Source organism: Rhizobium mayense, from assembly GCF_030272705.1.
GTDB classification, from domain to species: Bacteria; Pseudomonadota; Alphaproteobacteria; order Rhizobiales; family Rhizobiaceae; genus Rhizobium; species Rhizobium mayense.
Map to the genome: position 1 here is coordinate 1 of NZ_JARFYM010000144.1, position 295 is coordinate 295.

Sequence of the window (295 nt, forward strand, 5' to 3'; positions counted from 1 at the left end):
GGCGGCCCAGGAGCAGGAAATCAACGCCGAACGCCAGCAGAACCTGCGCCAGCAGCAGGACGAGGCCCAGGAACAGGCCCGTGTCGTCGCCACCATCGGCCGGGCGCTCGAAGACCTCGCCCAGGGCGATCTGACCGTGCGCTGCGGCGACATCGGTACCGGCTATGCCGGCCTGCGCAACAACTTCAACGAGGCGCTGTCGCATCTGGAAGCCGCCATGGGCCGGGTCAATGCCAAGGGCAACGACATCGGCGTCTCCAAGGAAGAGATCCGCCGCGCCTCCAACGAGCTGTCG

General features: G+C 67.5%; 1 pseudogene. It reads left to right on the forward strand.

The window, feature by feature from the left end:
• Positions 1–295, forward strand: a pseudogene (locus PY649_RS35370) (methyl-accepting chemotaxis protein); the annotation flags it as partial.